Here is a 17,362-nt window from a genome sequence, read left to right as displayed (position 1 = left end):
GCACAGGAGCACCGGAACCGACGTCGGACCGCGGCGACAGGTTGGGCCGGGGTGCGGACGGCCGGTCGCCGAGAGCCCGGATCCCGCGCGGAGTCGGAGGACACGGCCGTCTTCCTCCGGGCCAGAACGGTGGGAGGACGGCGGTGGGCACTGCGTTCCCGCTGCGACCGGGCACGGTGGAGAAGGAGCGCGGACGCGGCGGCGGAAGGGGCCACGACGGAGTCGCCCGCGAAGCTGGCGGCCCATTCCCGATGGGGTTGCGGAACGTTCGCGCAATTCCGAGCACACGGCACCCGAGAGACGGTCGACCATCGAATCGCCTCCTCGCACCGAAGGCCGTCTCGAACGTCCGGACGGAGCACGGGAACTGGGGAACGCCGGAACGGTTCCTCACGGTACGACCGCACGGCAGGACCTCCGCGGCCCCTCGACGCGGATTGTCGGAGGCGGAATTCCGCGCGGCACCGGCGACACATGGGCGTTCTCCCCGCGGCCCCCGGATAGTCCTCGCCCGCAATCGCCGCCGAGCCCGCGGTCGGCACCCCTCGTGCCGGCTGACCGACCGGCAGAGCCCCCACCGGCAGGGCAGATCTGCCGACGGTTCCGGCCCACCCGAATGCGAGAATGCGCGCCATGGACGAGAGACGCGCGCGGGAGGTTCTGGCGGCAGCCGGGTTCGATGGGGGCGGGGAACTTCTGGCGCTGGGCGAGAACGCGGTGTTCGCGATCGGCGAGCTGGTCGTGAAGGTCGGCCGTACTCCCGAGCTGCGGGAGCGTGCCGAGCGGGAAGTCGCCGTGTCCGCCTGGCTGGACCGATCAGGAGTGGCCGCCGTGCGGGCCGCCGAACCGACCGCGCGCCTGGTCGAGGGACATCCGATGACCGTGTGGCATCGGCTTCCCGAGCCCGTGCGTCCCGCGGAGCCCCGCGATCTGGCTCCCCTCCTCCGTCAGGTGCACGCCCTGCCCGCCGCTCCGTTCCACCTTCCGCGGCGGGAGCTGCTCGACGGTGTCGAACGCTGGCTGCGTCTGGCCGGAGACGCGATCGACCCCGCTGACGCCGCCTACCTGAGGGGCCGCAGGGACCACTTCACAGCGGCGGCTGCCGCGCTGACGCCGCACCTCAGCCCGGGCCCGCTGCACGGTGACGCGCTCCCCCGCAACGTGCACATCAGCGCAGACGGTCCGGTCCTGGTCGACCTGGAGACCTTCTCATCGGATCTGCGCGAGCACGACCTGGTGGTGCTGGCCCTCTCCCGCGACCGGTACGGACTCGACGCCGCAGCCTACGACTCCTTCACGCATGCTTACGGGTGGGACGTCCGGGACTGGGAAGGGTGCGACGTCCTGCGCGGTGCCCGCGAAACCGCGAGCTGCGCCTGGGTCGCCCAGCACGCTCCGTCCGACCCGAAGGCGCTGGAGGAGTTCCGCCGCCGTGTCGCCTCGCTGCGTGACGGCGATCGGAGCGCGCGCTGGTACGCCTTCTGAGGCCGCCGGCCCTTGGCGCGCCATGCCCTGACCGATGAGGTGCAACCCGACGCTGCGCTCGCCCGGTTCGGTGCCGAGGGTCGCCAAGTGCACCACCGGGCGGCAGAGCCGGTCGACCATCGCTCCGCCGCGTGGTAGGGGCTCGGCAGAGCGCCGGGGCACCCCGACCGGGCCCCGCCCGTGTGCGGCGGCGCGGGACGGAGCGTGCCGCCGGCGCAGCGGTCAGCCGGCGTAAGGGATGACGGGCCAGGCAGACTCGACCGTCGCCTCGGGGTTCGATGTGCGCCGGAGGTAGGACTGCAACGACGCCGCCTGCTCGGCCGCCGCACGCACCTGGAGGTCGTGGAGGTCCGCCGGTGCCAGTCCCCCTATGCCCCGGTGCCGGCGCCCCATGGACCGGGCCGCCCGCGCCGCCGCCACGGCATCCGCGACCGCGTTGTGCGCGTCGTCGAGCGGCACGCCGTAGTGCTCGCAGAGTGCTTGGAGGTTCCGCTTTCCCTTGCGGTACCGGTCGACGTGCTTGTCGAGGACCAGGGGGTCGATGACGGTCGACGCCCCTCCGCGCAGACGCCTGACCAGTGGCTCCTTCCCGTACCGTCGGCACTCACGGTCGAGCAGCGAGAGGTCGTAGCGCGCGTTCATCACCACGAGCGGGGTATCGGAGTTCAGTACGTCCGCGACGGCCGACGTGATCTCCTCGACGGCGGGCGCGGGCGGTGTCCCGTGCGCGCGGGCGTGGTCCGTGGAGATGCCGTGGATGGCCGCGGCCTGCTCGGGGATGGGCACCCCAGGGTCGAGCAGCCACGTGCGGGCGCGCGGAGGACCTCCCTCCGGATCCACGGCCACAAGCGCCGCGGTGACGATCCGGTCGGTCTCGACGTCGGTCCCCGTCGTCTCCAGGTCGAAGGCCACGAGCCGTCCGTTGACCCAGCTCATCGCAGCGGTCCGTCCAGCAGTGCACCGCAGGACCGAGGGCGGGACGATATTCCCCCCGGGTCGGGCTCCCCGTCCCGGGCGAAGAGCGGCACGGCCCGCGCCCGTCGGCTCCTCGACACCCCTGCCGCCTCGTGCACCACGGACCGCGCGGCGCGGCACCCCGTCGACCGTCCGCCAGCCGTGCCGTACGCCTCGACCGGCCATGCGGACACGTCGCCGCTCGGGCGCCGGGCGCTCCTCCCGCCCCGCGCCACGACGGTCGCCCCGTCCACGATGCGCTGCGCGGGCTGATGCGTGCCGGTCGCCTCCGGGTCGATGCCGGCCGGCGGCTCACGGTGCCAGGACATGCTGCCCCCTCCTCGGTTGTGCGGTGGTGCGTGGTGCTCCCCCTCGGACACACCCTCGCACGCACCACTGACAGTCAGGACGCGGCGGGCCACTGACAGGACGGATCAGGACACGGGTCGCGAATCCATCCACACCGCCTCGAATTCCTCGCGGTAGGTCTGGAAGAGCCCGTGGTCGGCGTCCTGCCCGGCCCGCACCACCGACCGCCCCCCGCCCCGCAGCACCAGCACCGGCACCTCCATGCCACGCGCCCTCCGCAGGTACGACTGCACCACGGCGAGCCCGTCCGGCCCGTCCCCGTCGACGAGGTAGGCCGTGAAACGGGGGGTCTCGTCGAACACTTGGATCTCGAAGGCCCCCGGATCGCGCAGTTTCGACCGCACGCGCCGCATGTGGAGGATGTTCATCTCCACCGAACGGCTCAGCTCACCCTTCTTCAGGCCGAGCTCTCGCTCACGCCGTTTGACCGCACTGCTCGCCGGGTTGAGGAAGAGCAACCGCACCCGGCACCCCGACTCGGCGAGCCGCACCAGCCGTCGCCCCGAGAAGTTCTGCACGAGCAGGTTGAGCCCTATGCCGATGGCGTCGAGACGCCTGGCACCGCCGAACAGGTCCTCGGCGGGCAACTGCCGCTGCAGTCGGACCCGGTCGGGATGGACGGAGACCACGTCCGCATAGCGGTCCCCGACGAGGTCCTCGACCGCGTCCACCGGCAGCCGGTCCGAAGACGGCACCCCGGCCCCGCTACCGAGGATCTCCAGCAGCCGGGCCGAGGCCCGCTCGGCCTGGGCGAGCACGGTCTCGTTCAACGCCCTGTTGCGGGAGACCACGTTGCGCGTGACCTCCAGCTCGTCCAGGGCCAGCTCCACGTCGCGCCGGTCGTCGAAGTACGGTTCGAAGCACGGCCAGTGCTGGACCACCAGCTCCCGCAGCTGCGGGAGGGTCAGGAAGCTGAGCACGTTGTCGTCGGCCGGGTCGAGGAGGTACCCCTTGCGGCGCGACACCTCGCGCACCGCGACGGCCCGCTGCACCCACTCTTGGCCGGCCGGGCCGGCGGCCGCCACGACCCAGTCCTCGCCGTGCACCGGTTCGTAGATGGGACGCAGCACGGCGGCGACCACCGCGCGCAGCCGCTGTTCCACCAGGTTCAGCCAGATGTAGGCCCGCCCGGCCCGCTGTGCGCGCGTGCGCACTTCACTCCAGACGTCCGCGTCCCAGTCCAGCTCGGCCCCGATCTCGACCGGCCGGGCGAGGGAGACCGCGCCGGGTGGTACGTCAGCGGAGTCTCCCTCGTGACCTGCGTCACCAGGTGGCAGCTCCAGACCTCCCGAGCTCACCCGTGCACCGCCTTCTGTTCCCGGACGCCCGTCTTCAACGATCAAGGAAGGGTACTCCGGGAGCGGGAGGCGGTGCAGCCGGATCCCCAGGGTCCTCGCTCAACTCCCGGACGACGGGGCTCCGTTCTCGGTGGCGAGATCTGCCGGAGTGAGGGGATTCATTGCGGTTACGTCCCTGGGTGCGAGCCGGAATCCCTGCCAGTGGACCGGCATCGGCTGCTGGTCCTCGTCACGGGCGATGTGGTGGAACCCGATGTTGACCCACACGACGGGATTTCGCAGATCTTCCCCATTGACCCATTTGTCCACACTGGTGGGGGCGTTGGGCCCGCAGTCGAGCGTGTTGTTGCTGGCGAACTGCTCACAGGCCCGGTTCTGGGTGAAGTAGACGTCGTGCTGGGTGAAGGGCCGGCCCGGGTGCTTGGCGGACGGCCCCGGCACGATCTCGTAGCTGCGAGGGTGTCCGTCCGCGTTCCGGCCGGTCGCGCTCACGACGCGCCACCAGCGCATGGACTTGGCGTCCCCGGCGAGCTCCTTCGTCACGGGGGTGCAGGTGGTCTTCGTCGTCGGACTGCCGTTGCCGTTCGGCGGGGTGACCACGGAGTCGTACTGCTCGACCCGGTCCCGGGCGCCGCCGTCGAGCCCGAAGTTCAGCCGCCAGAAGACGTTGTGGCTGTGGCTGGTGGCGTAGTCCTCTGCACCCTTACCGATCGGCCACCCCCGACCGTCGCCCGCGTCGTAGTCGACGGGCGAGAGACTGCCCGTAGCTCCGATGTTGGCGGATATCGTCCCGTCGGAGGAGAAGCGCCACTCGGTGATGTACTCGTACCAGGAGACCTTGTTGACGGTGTAGACGAGGAGGTCCCGGCCCTCCTCCTGCCAGACCCTGGTGCCGTCGTCGCTCGCCATCCGGTAGGCGTGGCCGCGTGAGCGGGTGGTGGTGCACAGGCCCTTGACGTAGCCGGAGTCCGGGACCTTGACGGAGCGGATGGTGCCGCCCGGACACTCCGCCGGCTTGAGCTCCTGCAGGCCGTAACCGAACCCGAAACCGGTGAGGTCGTCGAACTCGGCCTTCCCGTCGTCATAGGGCACGTGGACCTGGGCGAGCTTGGCACTGGTGAGCACCTGCAGGGGGCGCGGCTCGCCCTTCGGACGGTAGCCGACCCGATCCAGCACGAGCCCCGCTGACGAGTCGTAGTGCCAGCACATGTTCCAGGTGGTGCCCCCGGCGAGCCTCTCGGTGATGCGCTGCGGGGCACTGCATCCCGGCGGCGGGACGGGTCCCCGGGGGGCGGCGGCACGTGCAGCGGGACCGGCCGAAGTCAGCGCGCCGGCCGCCAGGACGACGGCGGCGAGCACCGGACCGGCCTTGCGGGCGGCCGGGAACGGTACCGGGACACGCGTGAATCTACTCTTGTCCATGCGACGGGACCCCTCAGGCGGACGGCGTGGCGACGACGGTGCGGGCGCTGAGGTCCACGACCAGATGCCTGGTGTCGATCCACGGCCCGTTGGTGATCTTGGTGATGATCCGCACGCAGCGGTGCACCCCGCAGGCGTCGAGCCGCTGCGGGACCCTCGCCTCGCTGTCCTTGCGGTACACGTAGCCACTCAGGGTGAGGGGTTCCACCGACGTGAGGGCGCTTCCGGTGGCATCCAGGTAGTCAGCCTTCATCCCCGCGCCGAGGGGGCTGGCCAGGATCAGCCCGGCTGCCTCCCGCAGCTCCGCGCGGCGCGGTGACGGCTGGACGCCCTGCTGGGCACCCCGGGTCTCCACCCGTGAGGCGGTGAGGTTGACGGTCGCCGTCACGAGCTGGTCGGTCCGGTAGTCGTAGTAGGACACGACGGCCCGGCGCGGGGCGGCGACGTTGTCCCCCGACGGCTCGGGTTCGGCCAGATCGGTGGCGAGTACCTGCGGGCCGTGCCCGCCCGAGACGTTCTCCCCGCTGCGCACCACCGGCGCGACGGCCAGCTGCTTCGCGCGCTCCAGTTCGCCGTCCGTGAGCGGGTCCCTCCCGACGCCCTTGTCGCCCTCCGTGGGGGCCGCGGCGACGACACCGGGGCCGGGAGACGCGGCGCCCGGTCCTGCACCGGACCCGCCCCGGCCTGTATCCTGCTCCCCTGACGCTGCGGACAGGCCCTCAGGAGCGCCTTCCGCTCCCGCCGCTCCGGGCAGGGTGATGCCGACCATCACAGCGGTACCCGTCACTGCAATGGCCGTGCCCGCCACCACCTTCCCCAGATGGCGGCGCACTAATTTGCGCACTTTTTCCCCTTCTGCCGCCCCCCGTTCGATGTGGTCACCCGGTAGGACGGTGGTAAGTCCTAGGTGGTTGCCCTTCTTTCGGGAAGGATCGGCCGAGAGGTCCCCCGCACCCGGATCAGAAGTGGAAGAGTCTTATCTATGCAGGTCTGGCCGGGACAGGCGTATCCCCTCGGCGCCACCTACGACGGCGCCGGCACCAATTTCGCGGTCTACTCCGAGGCCGCGAACCGCATCGAGCTGTGCCTTCTGCACGACGACGGCTCGGAGACCGCCGTCGAGCTGCGCGAGACCGACGCGTTCGTCCGCCACGCCTACCTGCCGGGGGTCATGCCCGGGCAGCGGTACGGCTTCCGGGTGCACGGGCCCTACGCCCCGGAATGCGGCCAGCGCTGCAACTCCGCGAAGCTGCTCCTGGACCCCTACGCCCGGGCGATGAGCGGTCGCATCGACTGGGGTGAACCGGTGTACGGCTATCACTTCGACAGGCCGGACGCGCGCAACGACCTCGACTCCGCCCCGCACACGATGGCGTCGGTCGTCGTCAATCCGTACTTCGACTGGGGCGACGACCGCCCGCCCCGCACCGACTACCACCGCACGATCATCTACGAGGCCCATGTGAAGGGTCTCACGATGCTCCACCCGGCGCTCCCCGAGGAGCTCCGCGGGACGTACGCCGGCCTCGCCCACCCGGCCGTGATCTCCCACCTCACCGAACTGGGCGTCACAGCACTGGAATTGATGCCGGTGCACCAGTTCGTGAACGACCACCGGCTGGTCGACGCGGCGCTGAACAACTACTGGGGCTACAACACCATCGGGTTCTTCGCCCCGCACAACCGCTACGCGTCCTGGGGCGACCGGGGGCAGCAGGTACTGGAGTTCAAATCGGCGGTGCGGGCCCTGCACCAGGCGGGCATCGAGGTGATCCTCGACGTCGTCTACAACCACACCGCCGAAGGCAACCACCTCGGCCCGACCCTGTCCTTCAGGGGCCTCGACAACGCCTCGTACTACCGGCTGACCGAGGACCGCCGCTACTACATGGACACCACGGGGACCGGCAATTCGCTGCTGATGCGCTCCCCGCACGTACTCCAGCTGATCATGGACTCACTGCGGTACTGGGTCACGGAGATGCACGTGGACGGCTTCCGCTTCGATCTCGCGGCGACGCTGGCCCGGCAGTTCCACGAGGTGGACCGGCTGTCGTCGTTCTTCGACCTCGTACAGCAGGATCCGGTGGTCAGCCAGGTGAAGCTGATCGCGGAGCCGTGGGACGTCGGGGAGGGCGGCTACCAGGTGGGGAACTTCCCGCCGCTGTGGACCGAGTGGAACGGCAAGTACCGAGACACCGTACGGGACTTGTGGCGCGGCGAGCCGCGTACGCTCGCGGAGTTCGCGTCACGGCTGACGGGCTCCTCCGACCTCTACCAGGACGACGGCCGCCGCCCTCTCGCCTCCGTCAACTTCGTCACCTGTCACGACGGCTTCACCCTGCACGACCTCGTCTCGTACAACGAGAAGCACAACGAGGCCAACGGGGAGGGCAACCGGGACGGGGAGAGCCACAACCGGTCCTGGAACTGCGGGGTGGAGGGCGACACGGACGATCCGGAGGTCCGGGAGCTGCGCAACCGGCAGATGCGCAACTTCATCGCGACGCTGATGCTGTCCCAGGGGGTGCCGATGCTCAGCCACGGCGACGAGTTCGCCCGCACTCAAGGGGGCAACAACAACGCCTACTGCCAGGACACGGAGCTCTCCTGGGTGCACTGGCCGGATACGACGACCGACGAGCCGGGCACGCTGCTCGCCTTCACCCGGGCGATGGTGTGGCTGCGCCGCGACCACCAGGTCTTCCGCAGGAGGCGGTTCTTCCACGGCCGGCCCGTGGAGGGCACGCACGACGAGCTGTCGGACATCGCCTGGTTCACTCCCGAGGGTGAGGAGATGACCCAGCGCGACTGGCAGGCTGCGCATGCGAAGGCCCTGACGGTGTTCCTGAACGGGCACGCGATCTCCGAGCCGGGACCGCGGGGTGAGCGAATCTCGGACGACTCCTTCCTGCTGATGTTCAACGCAAGCGCCGACGAGCTGGACTTCGCAGTGCCGGTGAACCACGGGCGGCAGTGGGAGGTCGTGGTGGACACCGCACGGTCCGAGGGCGTTCCCCCGGGCCAGGGGCCCAAGGTGGCGGCGGGCGAGCGGGTGCGGATGATCGGCCGGAGCCTGACCGTGCTGCGCAGGCCCGCTTAGCGGGGAAGGAGTGGGCGGACACTCGTCGTATCGTACGAACGTGGGCTTCGGTCTGCATCCTGTCGAGCTGCGCCGGGCCGCGCGTCGCCTTCTGCCCGGTGGCCTTGTTGTGCAGGTGCACGGCCCTGGACTTGGTGACGCATTCGTTCCACACCCGGCGACACCGGTCCCACTCGCCACCAGAGCGGCGCGGGCGGCACACCACACGCGCAGCCGGTAGGTGTACCTGGCATGACCCACGCCATCGGTCCCCGCCGCTGCAGTCACGCCGTCACCCCCTCTCATTCCTGTCACCTGCCCTGCCCTCACACGACCATACGAGCGAAATTCGCACACCCACACCCAACTCCCAGCACCATCACCCCCATCAGCGACGACAGGCACACACATTCGCCTTCACCCGACTCCTCCGGGCGAGCGCGGTGGCGCTCCGCGCCCACAGGCCGGATGCGGCGACGCTCCGCGTCACTGTCACGGGATGCGGTTCCCCCAGGCGTGAACGCCGGGGCCTCCTCGCAAGACGCCAGGTGAACGTCGGGTGGTCCGTCCGCATTCGTTCCGGCGCCGATGACACAGTTCCCCCTGATGCGGGTACGTACGTTCGCATGACGCCCACCGCCACGTACCGGCTCCAGCTCCAGCCGGACTTCCCGTTCTCCGCGGCCGAGGCCGCGGTACCCCGCCTCGCGGACCTGGGGGTCTCGCACCTCCACCTGTCACCCGTGCTGGAAGCGGTGCCGGGATCCACGCACGGCTACGACGTCGTGGACCACGGGCGGGTCAGGGAGGAGCTCGGCGGCGAACGGGGCCTTCGCGCACTCGGCCGGACCGCGCACGAGCACGGACTCGGTCTGGTGCTCGACATCGTGCCCAACCACATGGCCGCCTTCCCACGCCACAACCGGGCCCTGTGGGAGGTGCTGCGGGAAGGCCCCGCCTCTCCGTACGCGCGCTGGTTCGACATCGACTGGGAGGCGGGGGACGGACGGGTGCTGCTTCCGGTGCTCGCGGAGCGGCTCGGCCACGAGCTCGGTGCGCTGCAGGTGGTCGGCGGGTCGCTGCACTACGGCGAACACGAGTTCCCCCTCCGCGAGGGTACGTCCGGGCTGCCGCTGCCCGAACTGCTGGACGCACAGTGGTATCGGCTGGGCTGGTGGCGGCTCGCGCGAACCGAGCTCAACTACCGACGCTTCTTCACCGTTTCGGAGCTGATCGGCATTCGGGTCGAGGATCCCGAGGTGTTCGCCGCCACCCACGCGAAAGTCCTGGAGCTGGTCCGGGACGGCGTCGTGGACGGGCTGCGGATCGACCACCCCGACGGGCTGGCCGACCCGGAGGGCTACCTCCACCGGCTCGACGGGGCGACCGGCGGGTGCTGGACGGTCGTGGAGAAGATCCTCACCCGTGCCGAGCGACTGCCGGCGACCTGGCCGGTCGCGGGCACCACCGGGTACGACGCCCTCCACCGCGTCGACGGCGTCTTCACCGACCCGGCGGGGGCCGCGGAACTGTGCGACCACTACCGGGACTTCACCTCGGTCGCCGGTGACCGCGGCGGTTTCTGGGACGCCACCGTACGGCGCTCCGCGTACCGGGTGGTGACGCACGAACTCGCCGCGGAGATCGAGGCTCTCACCCGGCTGGCGCAACGCGCCTGCGAGGCGGACCCGGAGTCGCGCGACCACGCGCCGTGGGCCCTGCGCACCGCGCTCCGCGAGCTGCTGGTGCGGGTCCCGGTCTACCGCCCGTACCGCACGGGCGGCGCATCGGTCGTCACCGCGGAAGCGGCGCTGGGCGCGAAGGCGGCGTTCGCGGTCGCCGAGGAGGCCGAGGCCGTCGAGGTGATCCGGGACCTGGCGTTGGGCCGGCGCGGAGGGGGCCCGGACCGGGAGGCGTTCCGCGCCCGCTTCGCCCAGACGTCCTCGGCGCTGCGCGCCAAGTCCGTGGAGGACACCGCCTTCTACCGATACGCCCCGCTGATCTCCGCAAACGAGGTCGGCGGCGACCCGGGGCAGCCGGCGGTGAGCCCGGAGGAGTTCCACGCCTACTGCACCCGGATCGCCCGCGACTGGCCGGATTCCGCCACGGTCCTCTCCACGCACGACACGAAGCGCAGTGCGGACCTGCGGGCCAGGGTCACGGTCCTGTCGGAATGCCCGGGACGGTGGGAACGCCTGCTCAGGGAACTGGCCGGGACGGCTGCGCCCGACGCCCATCTGGCGTGGGTGGCCTGGCAGACGGCCTTCGGCTTCGGGATCCCGCATCCGGAGCGGTTGCGCCCGGCCCTGCTGAAGGCGGTGCGGGAAGCGGGACTGCACACCAGTTGGACCGAGCCCGATCCGCAGTACGAACAGGCTGTGGGCGACTTCGTGGACGCCGGACCCGCCGGCGCCGGTCCGCCGATGGACACGCTGGCGATGCTCGCCCGCGAGCTCGCCCCGTACGCACGGGCCAACCGCCTGGGCGCCGCCCTGGTGCAGCTGACGATGCCCGGCGTTCCCGAGCTCTACCAGGGCACCGAGCACGAGTACCTGGCGCTGGTCGACCCGGACAACCGGCGGCCGTTCCGGGAGGCGGAGCCCGACGAGAAGACGGAGCTCACCCGCGCGGCCCTGCGGCTGCGCCGCCGCCGTCCCGACGTGTTCGGCGCGTCGGGCAGCTACGCGCCCCTGGAGGCGGCCGGAGCGGCGGCTGGACACTGCCTGGCCTTCTGCCGCTCCGGGGCGGCCGTGACGGTGGCGACCAGGCTTTCCCTCCGGCTCGCCGAGAAGGGCGGCTGGGGAGACACGTCCCTGGTGCTGCCCGCCGGCCGGTGGACCGACGTGCTCGCCGGGGGGCGCACGTACCGGGGCGGCGTACCCGTGCCGCTCGGTGGGCTCCTCGCCGACCGGCCGGTGGCACTGCTGGAGCGGACGGCCGGGTGACGGATCAGCCGAGCGCCTCCCCCGCCACCGTGCGGTCGAGCGGCCGGCGCCCCTTGGGCTGCTGCGGCTCGGGCTGTACCGGCACGGGGGGCAGGGGGCGTTCCACCGGTTCGCCCACCTCGACGGTGAACGGCTCCCCGTGGTGCAGGAACTGCAGCGGATCCCCCTCCACCAGCGTGTAGCGGGCGGCGGACCTGCCGATGTCCACCCGGAGCCTACGACCGCGCACCAGCACGGTGAACCTCAGCCGGCTGAGCCGTTCGGGCAGCCAGGGCGTGAATCTGAGTCCGACGTCCGGGCCGCCCTCGCCCCGGTACTGGCGCATCCCCCCGAGGCCGAGGACGAGCGCCATCCAGGTGCCCGCGAGGGAGGCGATGTGCAGCCCGTCGCGGGTGTTGTGCTCCAGGTTCTCCAGGTCCATCAGGGCGGCCTCGCCCAGGTAGTCGTAGGCCAGCCGCAGGTAGCCCGTCTCGGCGGCCATGATGGCCTGGATGCATGCGGAGAGCGAGGAGTCCCGCACGGTCAGGCCCTCGTAGTAGGCGAAGTTGCGAGCCTTCTCGTCGTCCGTGAAACGGTCCCCGCAGGTCAGCATGGCCAGGACCAGGTCCGCCTGCTTCACCACCTGCTTGCGGTAGAGGTCGAAGTACGGGAAGTGCAGCAGCAGCGGGTACTGCTCCGCCGACGTGCCGTCGAAGTCCCAGCGCTGGAAGCTGGTGAAACCGGCCGACTGTTCGTGTACGCCGAGCGCCTCGTTGTACGGCACGGCGATCCGGTCCGCGGCGTCCCGCCAGGCCGCCGCTTCCTCGTCGTCGACGCCCAGTTCCTCGGCGCGGTCGACGTGGCGTCCCGCCGCCTCCGCCGCGGACAGCAGGTTCCGCCGTGCCATCAGGTTGGTGAAGACGTTGTCACGGGCGATGGCGCTGTACTCGTCGGGACCCGTGACGCCGTCGATGTGGAAGACGCCGTCCGCGTCGTGATGGCCGAGCGAGTGCCACAGGCGCGCGGTGTGGACCAGCAGGTCCAGGCCCGGTCCCCGCGCGAACTCGTCGTCCCCGGTGGCGTGCACGTAGCGGACCACGGCCACGGCGATGTCCGCGTTGACGTGGAACGCGGCCGTACCCGCCGGCCAATAGGCCGAGCACTCCGCCCCGGTGATGGTGCGCCAGGGGAACGCGGCCCCGGACAGCCCGAGCTGGTGGGCCCGGTCCCGGGCGGCGGGCAGGGTCGCGTGCCGCCACCGCAGCACCGGGGCGACGGCCTGGGGAGCCGTGTACGTGAGCACCGGCAGGACGAAGGACTCCACGTCCCAGAACGAGTGACCGTCGTAGCCGGTGCCCGTCAGTCCCTTGGCGGGGATCGCCCGCTCCTCGCCGCGGGCAGCGGCCTGGAACACGTGGAACAGGGCGAAGCGGACGGCCTGCTGGACCTCCGCGTCCCCCTCCACCTCGACGTCCGCGCAGGACCAGAAGTGGTCCAGGTAGGAGCGCTGTTCCGCGAGGAGACCTTCCCAGCCGGTACTGCGGGCGGCGGCGACCGCTCCGGCCACCTGGTCCTGGACGGCCGGCAGGGACCTCTCCGCGGACCACCCGTAGCCCACGTACTTCACCAGCCGCAGCCGCTGCCCCGGGGCCAGCGCGGCCGTGACCGTGAGCCTGCTGACGTCGGGCTCGCTCTCGGAGGACAGGGTCGTGCCCTCGGGCCCTTCGACGATGTGGTCGGCCGCCGTGGCCACCCGCTGTCCGCTCTTCCTCGTACGGTGCACCAGGCGCAGCCGGGTGTCCTGGGCGAAGTGGTCTTCCCGCTCCAGCGGGGACTCGATCGCCGCCGCGACCCGCGGATCACCGGCTTCGTGCGGCAACTGCTCGTTCGCGACCAGTTCGGACTGGACGGCCACGGTGACCTCGTCGTCCAGCGGTTCCACCTCGTAGCGGATCGCCGCGATGGCCCGCTGGGTGAGCGACACCAGCCGATGGGCGGTGATGCGCACGGTGCGGCCGGACGGCGACGTCCACTCCGCCGTGCGGCTCAGCACCCCGGTGCGGAAGTCCAGCACCCGCTCGTGGGTGGTCAGCTCGCCGTAGCGCAGGTCGTAGGGGTGGTCGTCCACGAGCAGGCGGATGATCTTGCCGTCGGTGACGTTGATCAGCGTCTGGCCGGACTCGGGGTAGCCGTAGCCGGCCTCCGCGTACGGCAGGGGGTGCAGCTCGTGGACTCCGTTGAGGTAGGCGCCCGGCAGTCCGTGCGGCTCGCCCTCGTCGAGGTTGCCGCGCCATCCGATGTGCCCGTTGGCCAGGGCGAACAGGGACTCGCTCTGGGCGAGGACGTCGAGGTTCAGCTCGGTCTCACGCAGGCACCACGGCTCGACCGCGTAACTGGGATGGATGATCATCGCGACTCCAACAGTTCGGCGAGGTCCTTCACCACGACGTCTGCGCCGTGGCGCCGGAGCTCCTCGGCCTGCCCGGAGCGGTCGACGCCCACGACGAGCCCGAACCCGCCGGCCCGGCCGGCCTGTACGCCCGCGAGGGCATCCTCGAAGACCGCGGCGGACCGCGGTTCCACGCCCAGGGCGCGGGCCCCGGCCTCATAGGTGTCCGGCTCCGGCTTTCCGCGCAGCCTCTGCTCACGGGCCACGATGCCGTCGATGCGCACCTCGAAGAGGTCGTCGATGCCGGCGGCAACCAGGACGTCGCGGCAGTTGGCGCTCGACGACACCACGGCGCGCCGTAGCCCCGCGTCGCGGGCGGCCGTGACGTAGGCCACCGACCCCTCGTACGCCTCCACGCCCTCCTCACGGATCTTCGTGAGCACCAGGTCGTTCTTGCGGGTACCGAGCCCGATCACGGTCTCCCGGTCCGGACCGTCGTCGGGCGAGCCGTCGGGCAGCTCGATGCCGCGCGCCGCGAGGAAGGTGCGGACGCCGTCCTCGCGGGGCCGGCCGTCCACGTACTCGTCGTAGTCGCGCACGGCGTCGAACGGCACGAAGTCGGTTCCCTCGCGGTCGGCGCGCCGGCGAAGGTAGTCGTCGAACATCTGCTTCCACGCGGCCGCGTGGACCTTCGCGGTGCGCGTCAGGACACCGTCGAGATCGAACAGGCAGGTACGTACGTGATCCGGAAGCCCCAGCATGCGTCGAGGCTAGAAGGGGGCTGCGGTCCCCGGGGCTGCGGATGCCGCCAGCACGCCAGGCGTAGCCCGTGGGGATGATGCCGGAGGTGCCATACGGAGCAGTCGGGGCGGACACCGCCTCCGCGCGGTGCCGCCCCGGCCGCCGACCGCGTCGGTTGGCCACCCGACGTCAGTGGCCGTCCGGCAGACTCCAGTGGTACGGCTCGATGAGCCGGTCGATGGACGCGGGCCCCCAGGACCCGGGGGCGTAGGTCTCAACCGGCGGCGGCTGCTCCAGCAGCACCGTGGACGCCTCCCAGAGGCGCTCGATCCCGTCGGCGCGGGTGAAAAGGGACTGGTCGCCGAGCATCGCGTCGAGAATGAGTCGTTCGTACCCCTCCAGGGCGTACATGGAGTTGAACGAGGTGGCGTAGTCGAACACCATCTCGACCTCGTCCAGCCGCATTTCCGGGCCGGGCTCCTTGACCAGGAAGCGGGCTGCGACCCGTCCGGGGTCGGCGAAGTCGACCACCAGCTCGTTGTTCCGGCCCTTCTGCACACCTCCCCGTGCGGACAGCGGGAACATGCGCAGGGCGGGTTCCCGGAAGCCGAGGGTCACGACGTGCCGGCCCTGCGCGAGGGACTTGCCCGAGCGCAGGAAGAACGGCACACCGGCCCAGCGCCAGTTGTCGAGCTCCACGCGCAGGGCGACGAACGTCTCGGTGTCCGACTGCGGGTCCACACCCGGCTCGTCCCGGTAGCCCTCGTACTGGCCGCGAACGACGTGGGCCGGGTCGAGCGACCGCATGCTCTGGAAGACCTTGTTCTTCTCGTCCCGCAGGGACTTCGCCTCGAAGGCGGTCGGCGGTTCCATCGCCACGAAGCCCATGAGCTGGAAGAGATGGGTGACGATCATGTCGCGGAAGGTCCCGGTGCCTTCGAAGAACTGGGCTCGACCTTCGATGCCGATCTTCTCCGGGACGTCGATCTGCACGTGGCTGATGTGGTCCCGGTTCCAGATGGGCTCGAAGAGACCGTTGGCGAACCGCAGGGCGAGGATGTTGTCGACCGATTCCTTGCCGAGGAAGTGGTCGATGCGGAAGACCCGGGACTCGTCGAAGACGGCGTGGATCGTCGCGTTGAGGGCGCGGGCCGAGGGGAGGTCCGTCCCGAACGGCTTCTCCACGATGACCCTGGCGTTGTCGGCGAGTCCGGTCGCGCCGAGCAACTGGACGACGGAGGAGAACGCCTTCGGCGGCACTGCGAGGTGGAACAGTCGGCGCGGGCTGCCGCCGACGGCCCGCTCGGCCTCCCGGACCGCGGCGAGCAGTGGCTCGGGGGCGTCCGGGTCGGCTGCTCCGAAGGACAGCGCGTCCTCGAAGTCCCGCCAGGCCGGCCCCTCGGGCTTCGAACTGCCGAACTCCGCGACGGCCTCCCGCGCCCGCTTGCGGAAGTCGTCGTCACTGGGCGCCACCGCGGCCGGCGCCGAGCCGACGATACGGAAACGGCGCGGCATCAGCCCCGCCTTGGCGAGGTGGAACAGGCCGGGCAGCAGCTTGCGCCGGGCGAGGTCGCCGGTCGCACCGAACAGCACGATCACGTGGTCATCTGGGACGGTGGGACGACCGTCCGACTCTGTGGAGGCGGCCACGGGTCACCCCGCCTTCTCGGCGTGTCCGCCGAACTCGCCGCGCATCGCGGAAAGGACCTTGTCGGTGAACTCGCCGAGGCCGCGCGATTCGAAGCGTTGCATCAGCGAGCTGGTGATGACGGGCGCAGGCACGCTCTCGTCGACCGCCGCCAGAACCGTCCAGCGGCCCTCCCCGGAGTCCGACACCCGCCCGGTGTACTGGTCGAGCTGTGGGGAGCGGGCCAGCGCGTCGGCGACCAGGTCGACCAGCCACGAGCCGACGACCGAACCACGCCGCCAGACCTCGGCGACCTCGGCGACGTCGATCTCGTACTGGTACGCCTCCGGCTCGCGCAGCGGGGCGGTCTCGGCGTCGACGGTCCGGCCCCGCAGGCCTGCGTCGGCGTGCTTGATGATGCTCAGCCCCTCGGCGATGGCGGCCATCATGCCGTACTCGACCCCGTTGTGGACCATCTTCACGAAGTGGCCGGCGCCGTTCGGACCGCAGTGGAGGTAGCCCGCGGGAGCGGTGCCGTCGGACCGGGTCCTGCCCGGAGTGGGTTCGGCCGTGCCCGTGCCGGGGGCGATGCTTCGGAAGAGCGGGTCCAGCCGGGCCACCGCCGTGTCCTCGCCACCGATCATCAGGCAGTAGCCGCGTTCCAGGCCCCAGACGCCGCCCGAGGTCCCGCAGTCGACGTAGTGGATGCCGCGGGGCTGCAACTGCTTGGCGCGGGCGATGTCGTCCCGGTAGTAGGAGTTGCCGCCGTCGATGATGGTGTCGTCGACGTCCAGCAGCGCGGACAGTTGGTCGAGGGTCGGCTGGACGACGCCCGCCGGCAGCATCATCCAGAGGTTCCTGGGCGGGTCCAGCTTCTCGACGAGGTCCTGGAGCGAGGACGACGCGGTGGCGCCCTCCTTCTCCAATTCCCGGACCGAGCCGGGATCGAGGTCGAAGACGACGCACGTGTGACCGTCGCGCATCAGCCGGCGCACCAGGTTGGCGCCCATCCGGCCGAGCCCGATCATGCCGAGCTGGGTGGGTGTGTCCGTGGTCATGACCGGCCTCCCC

Annotated in this window: 12 protein-coding genes; 3 read left to right on the top strand and 9 right to left on the bottom strand. The window is 71.1% G+C overall.

The annotated features are described in order from the left end of the window. The first annotated feature begins 633 nt into the window (after positions 1 to 633). On the top strand, positions 634 to 1,485 hold the full coding sequence (locus ACFXOM_RS09310) for a phosphotransferase enzyme family protein (RefSeq protein ID WP_385037528.1): 852 nt from the start codon (positions 634 to 636) through the stop codon (positions 1,483 to 1,485). Between the two features lie 222 nt (positions 1,486 to 1,707). Here the strand turns inward: ACFXOM_RS09310 and ACFXOM_RS09305 are convergent, their stop codons facing one another. The 5 genes from ACFXOM_RS09305 to ACFXOM_RS09285 all read right to left on the bottom strand — a co-directional run bounded on the left by ACFXOM_RS09305 (position 1,708) and on the right by ACFXOM_RS09285 (position 6,372). Beyond that, the gene (locus ACFXOM_RS09305; RefSeq protein WP_384933362.1) at positions 1,708 to 2,421 is read right to left on the bottom strand and encodes a 3'-5' exonuclease; all 714 of its coding nucleotides are present in this window, start codon (positions 2,419 to 2,421) and stop codon (positions 1,708 to 1,710) included. Then, positions 2,418 to 2,768 (bottom strand): hypothetical protein, encoded by a 351-nt coding sequence (locus ACFXOM_RS09300; RefSeq protein WP_384933364.1) that lies wholly within the window; start codon positions 2,766 to 2,768, stop codon positions 2,418 to 2,420. Before ACFXOM_RS09300 ends, ACFXOM_RS09305 begins: the two co-directional genes overlap by 4 nt. A gap of 105 nt (positions 2,769 to 2,873) precedes the next feature. Continuing rightward, the gene (locus ACFXOM_RS09295) at positions 2,874 to 4,106 is read right to left on the bottom strand and encodes an SAV2148 family HEPN domain-containing protein (RefSeq protein WP_384933367.1); all 1,233 of its coding nucleotides are present in this window, start codon (positions 4,104 to 4,106) and stop codon (positions 2,874 to 2,876) included. Positions 4,107 to 4,205: 99 nt separating this feature from the next. Next, entirely contained in the window at positions 4,206 to 5,528 is a 1,323-nt protein-coding gene (locus tag ACFXOM_RS09290) for a copper amine oxidase (RefSeq protein ID WP_385037525.1), read from the bottom strand. A gap of 13 nt (positions 5,529 to 5,541) precedes the next feature. Beyond that, positions 5,542 to 6,372 carry a Tat pathway signal sequence domain protein gene (locus tag ACFXOM_RS09285; RefSeq protein ID WP_385037523.1) on the bottom strand — a complete coding sequence of 277 codons (831 nt, stop codon included), beginning with the start codon at positions 6,370 to 6,372 and terminating at the stop codon, positions 5,542 to 5,544. 138 nt (positions 6,373 to 6,510) lie between these two features. Here ACFXOM_RS09285 and glgX point away from each other — a divergent pair, with 138 nt between their 5' ends. Then, entirely contained in the window at positions 6,511 to 8,631 is a 2,121-nt protein-coding gene (glgX, locus tag ACFXOM_RS09280; protein ID WP_384946566.1) for a glycogen debranching protein GlgX, read from the top strand. A gap of 605 nt (positions 8,632 to 9,236) precedes the next feature. Next, positions 9,237 to 11,555 carry a malto-oligosyltrehalose synthase gene (treY, locus tag ACFXOM_RS09275; protein WP_385037520.1) on the top strand — a complete coding sequence of 773 codons (2,319 nt, stop codon included), beginning with the start codon at positions 9,237 to 9,239 and terminating at the stop codon, positions 11,553 to 11,555. Between the two features lie 4 nt (positions 11,556 to 11,559). Here treY and ACFXOM_RS09270 read toward each other — a convergent pair whose 3' ends face one another. The 4 genes from ACFXOM_RS09270 to gnd all read right to left on the bottom strand — a co-directional run bounded on the left by ACFXOM_RS09270 (position 11,560) and on the right by gnd (position 17,349). Beyond that, a complete protein-coding gene (locus ACFXOM_RS09270; RefSeq protein WP_384933380.1) occupies positions 11,560 to 13,944 on the bottom strand; it encodes a glycoside hydrolase family 65 protein in 2,385 nt (794 codons plus the stop codon). Then, complete coding sequence (locus ACFXOM_RS09265; protein WP_384933383.1) at positions 13,941 to 14,684, bottom strand: HAD family hydrolase; 744 nt, start codon at positions 14,682 to 14,684, stop codon at positions 13,941 to 13,943. The genes ACFXOM_RS09270 and ACFXOM_RS09265 overlap by 4 nt, the downstream gene beginning before the upstream one ends. A gap of 169 nt (positions 14,685 to 14,853) precedes the next feature. Next, complete coding sequence (gene zwf / locus ACFXOM_RS09260) at positions 14,854 to 16,314, bottom strand: glucose-6-phosphate dehydrogenase (RefSeq protein ID WP_384933386.1); 1,461 nt, start codon at positions 16,312 to 16,314, stop codon at positions 14,854 to 14,856. Positions 16,315 to 16,317: 3 nt separating this feature from the next. Then, positions 16,318 to 17,349, bottom strand: coding sequence for a phosphogluconate dehydrogenase (NAD(+)-dependent, decarboxylating) (gene gnd / locus ACFXOM_RS09255; RefSeq protein ID WP_384933389.1), 1,032 nt, complete (start codon positions 17,347 to 17,349; stop codon positions 16,318 to 16,320). Positions 17,350 to 17,362: the final 13 nt, after the last annotated feature.

The organism is Streptomyces sp. NPDC059169 (assembly GCF_042755225.1).
Taxonomy (GTDB): domain Bacteria; phylum Actinomycetota; class Actinomycetes; order Streptomycetales; family Streptomycetaceae; genus Streptomyces.
The sequence above is the reverse complement of the archived record's forward strand: the minus strand, read 5'-3'. Positions and strand labels throughout refer to the sequence as shown.